The sequence below is a fragment of the Acidovorax sp. KPB24-03 genome (genome assembly GCF_057546605.1).
In genome coordinates this window covers 1-8,544 of the sequence record NZ_BAAJYR010000155.1, presented here as the reverse complement: position 1 = coordinate 8,544, position 8,544 = coordinate 1, and the positions used below count along the sequence as shown (strand labels likewise).

Sequence of the window (8,544 nt, the reverse complement as noted above, 5' to 3'; positions counted from 1 at the left end):
TATGCGAAGCGGCGGTAGCGGCCCAGGGCATGCCGGCCACGCTGCGCCTGGGCCTGACGAGCGCGGTCGAGCCGGCCTGGTTCCGCGGTCTGGCGCAGCGGGTGCAGGCGGCGCAGTCGGGCACCACGGTGTCGGTGGTGTCCGATGCCTCGCCGAAGCTGGTGCGGCAACTGGGCGCTGGCAAACTGGATGCCGCCTTCGTCGCGCTGCCGACGCAGGCCCCCGGGCTCGACGTGCAGGAACTGGATCGCCTGCCCATGGTCGTAGCGATGCCGTCGTCCCACCCGCTGGCCCGGCGCAGGTCGGTTCGCCTCGCCGACCTGGCGAGCGAGGCGCTCTTTTGGTTCGAGCGCGCGCGCCAGCCCGCGTTCTACGACCACTGCCAGCAGGTGTTTTCGCGCCATGGGTTCGCCGCACCGAAGCTGCGGGAGCCGGCGGACCACCATGTCCTGCTGGCGGAGGTGGCCAGCGGCGCGGCATGGCGCTGCTGCCCCGGTCGTTCACCGCGCTGCGGCGGCCCGGTGTGGTGTACCGGGCGCTGGCCGAGGGCGAGGCGCTGGCGGTCGGCATCGGGCTGGCGACGCGGGAGGGCCGGCAGCCGCTGCGCGATGTGCTGATCGCGGCGGCGGGTGTGGCCCCTGCCTGAGCGCCACTGGTTCGTCAGAAGGGGCGGTTCAATCCAGTCCCCCCTTTCCCGCTCACGCTTGTGCCACGTCCGCGACGCGCACTTGCCGCTCGCGGTCACGAACGCGTGCCGCCTGCATTTCCGTGGCGAGCAGGGTACCGCGCACTGCAGTGGCCTGTGTTTGCGCTTGCTTCATGCAGTAGTGCGCGAAAGGCCGGGCGGTGTGTTCCGGGCTGTGCGCCTTGCCGGTCTGGGATACCAGGAAGTGCTGCCTGACGGACTGCAGCAGCAGCGGGGCAGAAGGGCCATCGATCAAATTCATCTGAAGATCACCGTGGAGCGACTGCAGCATGTGCAATTGGGTCTGGTCGTCGGCGCGGGCCTTGCGAAGCTTGGCTGAAAGGGATGCCGGCGTTTCCAGGGATTCTGCGGATGCAGAGGGCAGAAGGCTTGCGTCGGAGCCGGCCAGCAAGTCCTCCAGGTCCCGCAGCGATTCGCGGGCATCCAACTTGGTTTCCAGGTATCTCTTTTGCAGATCGACCGCGGTCCGCATGTAATCCACCTGTATTTGCCTGGACTGCGGAGAGTCCAGCCACTGCGCCAGCACGGTCTCGGTGAGTCGGCCTGTCTTGCTTGCGTGCGCCTGGCGGGCCTGGTCACGCGCTTCACGCGGCTTGTGGCCGGTCAGCAGCGACTTTCCGTAGGCCAGCCCGCCGTGCAGGACAGCCTTGGCCTCGCGTTGCACGGAACGCTTGTGCGTGGGCGCCGCGGGAGGGGCTTGATCGGTGGAGCGGCCCTTGTCCTTGTAGCGCTTTTGCAGGCTCTCTGCCGCTTGCCGAAGAAACCCGCCCAGTGCGCGCTCGTGGCCATCGGTGGCTTGGTAGAGGGCGCTGCGCAGCACAAATCCCTGGGGCTCAGCGGGCACTGGGCCGGCATGCTGCATCGGCGACGGTGGGGCATGCGACGAAATCTCCGTCCCGGATTCGATGCCCGAATCCGCGTGCATGGATGCCTCTGTTTCGTCCAGATCCGATGGCGTTTCCGGCAGCGCCGAGGCATAGGACGAAATTTCCGATCGGGAATCGATATCCGAATCCGCAGGCAGGGATGGAGCGGTGTCGTCTGGTTCCGATAGCCTTCGCGAGAGCGCCGACGCATAGGACGAAATTTCGGTTGGGGATTCAGCGTCCGAATCCGCGTGGATGGATGGAACGGTGCCCTCCTGCGCTGCTGGCGTTTCCGCCAGCGCCGACGGCCCCCTGCGGGTTGCTGCCGGCAGTAGGTCCGCCATGGCAAGGAAGGCCCGGTCGATGCCCGCCGCGTCCTCGCGATCATAGTTTCGATATCGCTTGACCTTGCCGTGGGTGAGCACGAACTGGTGCGAGCCGACGCCCATGGTCACAGCGCCCAGCAGCCCGACGCCGATCAGCAGGCCAAGGCCGACGGGTCCAGCCACGGCGCTGGCGCCCGCCACCGTTGCGATGCCGACGCCCACCTTGGCCGCGGTGCTGGCGGTGTAAGTCACGCCGCCAACGACGAATCCCTTGTTCCAGTTGTTGAACCCGTTCACGAAGCGGTTGCGCTGGTCGAACTTGGTTTTCAGGAAATCATGGTATTGCTTTGTTTCTCCACTCAGCCCCTTGGCACTCACGCCGTCCAGAAAAGCGCTGACACGCTTGAAGTCGGCACGAAAACGCTTCTTTTCCACGTGCGACTGGTGCAGAAAAACTCCGCCCAGCACCGTCGCCATCACGCTGGCAGCGGGCCCGAGGACGAAGGTGCTGGCGACCGTGGCGGCCGACGCCGCGCCGGCTGCACTGGCGCTGTGAGCGACCAGATTGGCGGCATTGGCATGGCCCGAAGCGATCGACAGGCCCGCCTGCACCGAGGTTTCCACTGCAGTTTTGGCGAAGATCAGACTGGCCGAAGTGACGGATGCACCCGCGACGCGGCCGTCGTGCCGGTTGATGAGCTGCTGGTGGGCCACGTCGTCGATGGTCTGGTCCAGCGCAAGCGTCTGGGCTTGAACCGCCGCCTGCGCGGGGCCGGATTGCGCCGCGGCGGGCAGGCTGTCGCGCTGGTGCTGCAGCGCATCCTTTTGTTGTTCGAGGATCGTGCGCTGCTCGGCCACCTCGCGCAATTCCCGGTAGCCGGTGTGTATCGCCAACGCCGACAGCGGCAGCATGGCCGCGCCCAGTCCCAGGGTGGTCGCAAGGTCGCTCACGCCACTGGGCGTGCCTTCTTCTGCAAGCTTGTGCAGCGCATCGGCATGGGGGGCCGCGTCTTCCGTGCCGACGCTGGCGCCATGGCGGTTGCCTGCGTCCGCGCCCTGCTGCGCAGTGGCCTGGGACGGATCCTGGGCATGGTGCCCTTCCGCTCCGCTGGCGGACGTGCCTCCGTCCGCGCCTTCCGCGGAGGTTTCTCCCCCTTGCTCGCCGTTCACGCCCTCCGTTCCCAATTCCACGGCTTTCTCGGATGCCCCGTGCAATGGATCGGTCATGTACTTCACGGCGGCCAGGAGATTGGAGCCAGCCTCCTCCGCATCGACGATCGCCAACGGCCTCAGTTCGGCATGGCGCTCCGTGTTGGGCTTGTGCCCGGCGTGCTCCCTGGCCTCCCGCATGGAGCGCAGTCCGAGCGGCCAGCCGTGTGACGATGACACCGAAGGGCGGCATGCTGTGGCGTTGGCGGGCTGGTGCGGCCGGGGAGGCAAGGGTTGGGGAGTGGGCGGTTTTGCAGCAAGTGCGCGAGTGGGCATGGTTTCACCAATAACAATGCACCAGAATCGCTGGCAAAGGGGTGGCGAGCGCTCGGTTGCGCGAAAGCGCGTCAGCGCATCCGAAGTTGCCTGCGTCGGCCTGGGTCGTCCACCTCCATGCAGGAAGAGGCGGGCAGAACAGGCTGCCAAGTGCCCGCGCAGTCCGCGCTCATGCGTGCGTCACCCAGCTCGCGTGTTCTTCGGTGTCCAGGTGCGGCAGCGTGTTGAAGGTCTGCATCATGAGCCGCTTGGGGGCGATGCTGAACTCGGTCACCGCGCTGTTGCGGATGCGCATGTTGAGCGCGATCGTCACTTCGGGCGGCGTGCTCAGCACCTCGCCCACGGCGGTGGAGATCGGCCCGCCGCTGGACACCAGCAGCACGTGGTGTCCCACGTGATGGCGGCGCACATGCTCCAGCGCCGCGCGGATGCCGCTGGAAAACGCCACCCAGCTGGGCATGCCCGCCGGGCTGATCGTGCCGCCCATCCACTGCGCCAGCGCATCGCACAGCAGCCGGAAGTGGTGCCGGTACCGCTCGGGCGTGTCGGGCGGGGGCAGCGGGTGGGGATGGATGGCGGCGATGAGCGCCGCGCTGTCGTACTCGTTCAGGGCGGGCAGGGCCAGTGGCTGCGGCGTGATCTGCAGGCCCTCGGCGATGCCCTCCAGCGTCTGCACATGGCGGCGCAGCGTGCCGGTGATCACCGCATCGAAGCGCACGTTGCGGGCCCGCCAGTACTCGCCCAGGCGCACCGCCTGCTCGCGCCCGCGCGGGCTCAGCTGGTCGTAGTCATCCGCGCCAAACGAGGCCTGGCCGTGGCGCACGAGGTAGAGGGTTCCCATGCCGGCGATTCTGGGCGGGGCCTGGGCGCGCCTTTGTCTCCCGGGTGACGAATGCTATCGTTTTAATAGCTGTATGCCGGCGTTTTCATTGTGCTGGCGGCCATTCCGATGCGGGTGTTGCGCAGAATCCGCAGCGGGGCGTCAACGGACCATATCCATCCGATCCAGGAGGTAGCGCAGATCGAACATCAGCGCCCTGGCCGCCAGGCGGTCGAGCGCTGGAGCGGGCGTGGCGCTGCGTTGTGCGGGTGTGCGCGGCAACGCGACCGAGGCTTGCGCGTCATCGTCTTCGCCGGCCTTGGCATCCACCAGATCGCGATGGTGATCGGTGCATTCCTTGCGCATCGCCGCGACGGCCGCGCGCGCGGTGGGCCGGTTGTTCATTTCCAGCGCGGGAATCAGAACGTCGAACTGACGGTTCAGTCTGGCCAGCACGTCGGCACTGGCGTGCCCGTACTTCGACCAGGATTGAACGTGGGTCCTCAGTCTGCGAGCCAGTTCCGCGCCGCTGTATGGTGCCGGCACGGCAATCACGGGGGCCAGAACGGGAACCAGGACGTAGTCCAGGTCCTGGATTTCGTCGATTTTCTGGCTCCAATAGGGCGTATCCGGCAGGTTATCCAGTCCCCAAGGCTCCGGGGTGGATCCCGTCAGCTTGGCGCGTGCCATGCCGGGCAACTCCATCCGGGTCACGAGAAAGCCATCTTGTGTTTTTCCTGGAGAGATACCGTCCGGATCGGTGTCCTTCAAACCGGGTGTCCAGACGAAACTGGTCTGGCCCACATGCTCGTCAACGCGCAAGTTTCCACTCCAACCTTGGGGCGCTTTGATCACGCTGGTTTCGAAATTTCTCTTGGCAGTCAATTGATCCCAGTACTGCTGGGTCCACTTGTCATTTTCTGTTCGCGCGCTTGCCGTCACCGGCGGCAAATCCGGTGTGGCGTATACCAAAGGAATTCCCCAGATTCGAAAGAGGTCGATTGACTGTTTTGCATCACGGCGGTTAACTAGTCGATAACGGTATGCGTATGCTGATCCGCTGGCTTGCACGATCGAATGGATGCTTGGCTTGATCGCATTCTGCTGAAAATAGGTTTTACTTACCCACTGCGCAGTTTCCGGATCCTGGTAGTAAAGCTTCCACGCATTTTTTTGAGGCATCGAAAGTGGCGCTGTCTTGAGCGAGGGCCAAACCGGTGCACAGCGTTGGGGCCAGCAGCGCAGATCGGATGAGTTGGATAACGTTCATGGTTCAGTGCTCCGATTTGAAGCAGGCTTTCTGCTTTTCGAGAAATACGTGGAAGTGCGGTGCTGAGGCGTAATGATGAAGTATTGAGAAAGGAACTTCGGCTGCATGGGTCTCGCAAAATTTTTTGTAGAAATTATTCTGCTTGTCGGCAGGCACTGGATTTCTGGCGCGGGTGAACGAAATGTCAATTTCACGGCCATCACGATGCGCCGCGTGTGGCGCTCTCCAATTCGACGTAATGTCGTAGCGCCCTCCCCAAAACAAACTGGCATCGTTCAGGGCCACCGTACCCCAGCCTTCAGCAGCAAAGGACCCAATCAAACTCAGCAGATTTTGCAATGACTGTTGTGTCAGGTAATACTGATTGTGGTGATACCGCCCATTGCCCTGATGCGTCCTGTCCACGCTGGTCAGGGCATAGACAAAAGTGCCATCGGCGTTTTGCGGCGGGTTTGGAGAAATGGGCAGCAGGTCTGCCACCTTGACCCTGATCTCTTTGGACGCCGGACTGTTGGAGCAAATGGCGCAAGCGACTTGCAGGGTATGAATTCCTGCCACTTCCGGGGCTTTGAAGGTGACTTTGACTTCGCCATTCGCGTCGGTGACGCCCTGGGTTCCGCTCAAAAGGCCCTTGGGCCGGGCCACGTCGTGGTGTTCATGCCCGCCGGAATGGGCAGTGACATCGACCGAGAATCCGAGCGCCACCCCGGGCTTGGCGGTGATGCTTTGAGTGACCTTGGCGATCAGCGTGATTTCGGCCGAGCCTCCCGTGTGGGCGGGGCGTGTTTCCGACGGCCCTGACAAGGTAACCACCGTGGGATATTGCTCGTAATGGCACCGGTTGATCGCCTCCCAATGGCGCCAGCCGTCGTCTGTCTCTTCGCAGGTATAGCCGGTTGCCGTATAGGGTGCGGGAGACAGCTGGCCGTTGCCGCCAAGGGTGCAGGCTTCCTGGACCGAGGGATAACAGCTTCTCCCATCGGCGCCCCTTCTTCCAACCGTCCAGCCTTGAACGGTGACCTGGGCCCAAACCGCGGGCACCGTCACGGCCACCAGCGCAAGAGAAAGCGCGCCCTTTCGCGCCAGGGATCGATGCATCGGCATTGGATTTCGTTGCGTAACTATTAAAAACGCACCGAAGGTTAACATGAATGCCTGCGCCGTTTCTGCCGCCTTGTTATCCGCTCCACGCGTTGGAAAAGGCTTTCGTGGGATCGGTTTGCAAGCCGCGACGCGCTGAAATGGGTAATGGGCTTGGGCGGTGTGGTCCTATGGGCGTTGGACCCGAAAACCCACGCAGGGAAGGCGCGGTGATATCCACGGCTTTTCTGCTGCACGGCGAACCGGGCCAGCGCAGCGCCGCAGGGGGATTGCCGCATCGGATGTCCCGGTCCATGGCCGTTTTGCCATCAGGGCTGCGTGGGCATGGTGCGGACGCGGACCCCAGAGCAGCCGCTATATTTTCAATAGCGTCATGCCGGCGTTTTCATTGTGCTGACGGCCCTTTTCAATGCGAATCCATCTGCGGAGGGGCCGCCCCTGCGCTGGCGAAAGGGGCCATGGAGATGGGAGGCGCTGGCCGATCACAGCACGCCGGAAAACATCGCCGCATCCACGTTGCCGCCCGTGAGCGCCAGCCCCACGGGCAGGCCGGTGAGCGATCCGCGCTCCTGCATCGCGGCGGCGAATGCGGCGGCGCCCGCGCCTTCGGCGACGTTGTGCGTGTCGGTGAACAGGGCGCGCATGGCGGCGGCCACTTCGGCGTCGGTCACCTTCACCACGTGGTCCAGGTGCGGCGCCAGGATGGCGAGCGCGGCCGGGTCGGCCACGCGGCAGGCCATGCCGTCCGCCAGTTGCGTGGTGACCGGGGCCTCGACCACGTGGCCGGCGGCGATGGAGTCGGCATACGTGGTGGCATGGGCGCTGACCACGCCGACGATGCGAACGCCGTGGCCCAGCGCGCGCTTGGCCGCGATGGCCGAGCACGCCCCCCGACCCCTGGCCGATGGGCACGTAGGCGATCGCCATCTGCGGCACCGCGCGCAGGAATTCCCACCAGTACGTGGCCACGCCGCGCAGCAGATCGGCATGGAAGCTGGGCACCATGTGCGCGCCGCGGTCGGCCGCCAGTTGGATGGCGTGCTCGCGCGCCTCCTGGAAGTCGTCGCCATGCTCGATCAGGGTGACGCCCAGGGCGCGCATGGCGGCGTTCTTCTCCACCGAGTTGCCGCGCGGCACGACGATGGTGCAGGCCACGCCGTGGCGGCGCGCGGCCCAGCCCATGCTCTGGCCGTGGTTGCCGCGCGTGGCGCTGACCACCTCGCGCGGCAGCGCGCCGCGCCGGGCGAGCTGGTCGAAGTACGTGAGCCCGCCGCGGATCTTGAAAGCGCCCACGGGCGTGTGGTTCTCGTGCTTGAGCCAGCATTCGGTGCCCAGCCGCTCGCCCAGCAGCGCCCAGCGGTACTGGGGCGTGGGGGCGAAGTCCGCGTACACCACCTGGGCGGCGGCCTCGATGTCGGCGAGCGTGGGGAGTGCGGCCATGGCGTGCAGGCCCGCGCTGTCCGTGGCGGGTGCCGATGCGGGAGCGAAGGCGTCGATGGCGGTGGTGGCGGCGTTCATGCGGTGGCTTTCTTTTCGGACAGGATGCGAAGCGCGAGCAGGCCGAGCACGGTGCCCATCACGTAGCGCTGGGCGCGCACCCAGCCCTCGCTGCGGTGCAGGAACCGGGCCACCTGGGCGGCGAACAGGATCAGCAGTGCGTTCACGGTGGCGCTGGTCGTGATCTGCACGGCCCCGAGCGCGAGGCTTTGCAGCAGCAGGTGGCCGCGTTCGGGGTGCAGGAACTGCGGGAAGAACGACAGGTAGAACATGGCGACCTTGGGGTTGAGCACGCTGGTCATGAAGCCCATGAGAAACAGCTTGCGCGGCGCGTCGTGCGGCAGGTCGCGGGCCTGGAACGGCGCGGAGCCGCCGGGCTTGACGGCCTGCCACGCCATCCACAGCAGGTACGCCGCGCCGGCGATGCGCAGCGCATCGAACGCCATGGGCACGGCGGCCAGCAGGGCCGACAG

Annotated in this window: 6 protein-coding genes and 1 pseudogene; 1 reads left to right on the top strand and 6 read right to left on the bottom strand. The window is 65.6% G+C overall.

Annotated elements, in window-relative coordinates; genetic code table 11:
- Positions 1-617 (top strand): LysR family substrate-binding domain-containing protein (locus AC27KI_RS15440; protein WP_487114596.1); only part of this gene is annotated, 617 nt, incomplete at its 5' end.
- Positions 618-698: 81 nt separating this feature from the next.
- Here AC27KI_RS15440 and AC27KI_RS15435 read toward each other — a convergent pair.
- The 6 genes and pseudogenes from AC27KI_RS15435 to AC27KI_RS15410 all read right to left on the bottom strand — a co-directional run.
- On the bottom strand, positions 699-2,810 hold the full coding sequence (locus AC27KI_RS15435; protein WP_487114594.1) for a hypothetical protein: 2,112 nt from the start codon (positions 2,808-2,810) through the stop codon (positions 699-701).
- Between the two features lie 742 nt (positions 2,811-3,552).
- Entirely contained in the window at positions 3,553-4,224 is a 672-nt protein-coding gene (locus tag AC27KI_RS15430; protein ID WP_487114592.1) for a histidine phosphatase family protein, read from the bottom strand.
- A gap of 141 nt (positions 4,225-4,365) precedes the next feature.
- Positions 4,366-5,385 carry a hypothetical protein gene (locus tag AC27KI_RS15425; protein ID WP_487114590.1) on the bottom strand — a complete coding sequence of 340 codons (1,020 nt, stop codon included), beginning with the start codon at positions 5,383-5,385 and terminating at the stop codon, positions 4,366-4,368.
- 91 nt (positions 5,386-5,476) lie between these two features.
- On the bottom strand, positions 5,477-6,622 hold the full coding sequence (locus AC27KI_RS15420) for a hypothetical protein (protein WP_487089935.1): 1,146 nt from the start codon (positions 6,620-6,622) through the stop codon (positions 5,477-5,479).
- A 434-nt stretch (positions 6,623-7,056) separates the two neighbouring features.
- Positions 7,057-8,014, bottom strand: a pseudogene (locus AC27KI_RS15415) (threonine dehydratase).
- 74 nt (positions 8,015-8,088) lie between these two features.
- On the bottom strand, positions 8,089-8,544 hold a 456-nt coding region (locus tag AC27KI_RS15410), incomplete at its 5' end, for a LysE family translocator (RefSeq protein WP_487114588.1).

Excerpts from the sequence above, each read along its gene's own strand:
- AC27KI_RS15435 (WP_487114594.1), bottom strand. The coding sequence starts at position 2,810 with ATGCTGCCGCTGTCGGCGTTGGCGATACACACCGGCTACCGGGAATTG.
- AC27KI_RS15430 (WP_487114592.1), bottom strand. The coding sequence starts at position 4,224 with ATGGGAACCCTCTACCTCGTGCGCCACGGCCAGGCCTCGTTTGGCGCG.
- AC27KI_RS15425 (WP_487114590.1), bottom strand. The coding sequence starts at position 5,385 with ATGCCTCAAAAAAATGCGTGGAAGCTTTACTACCAGGATCCGGAAACT.
- AC27KI_RS15420 (WP_487089935.1), bottom strand. The coding sequence starts at position 6,622 with ATGTTAACCTTCGGTGCGTTTTTAATAGTTACGCAACGAAATCCAATG.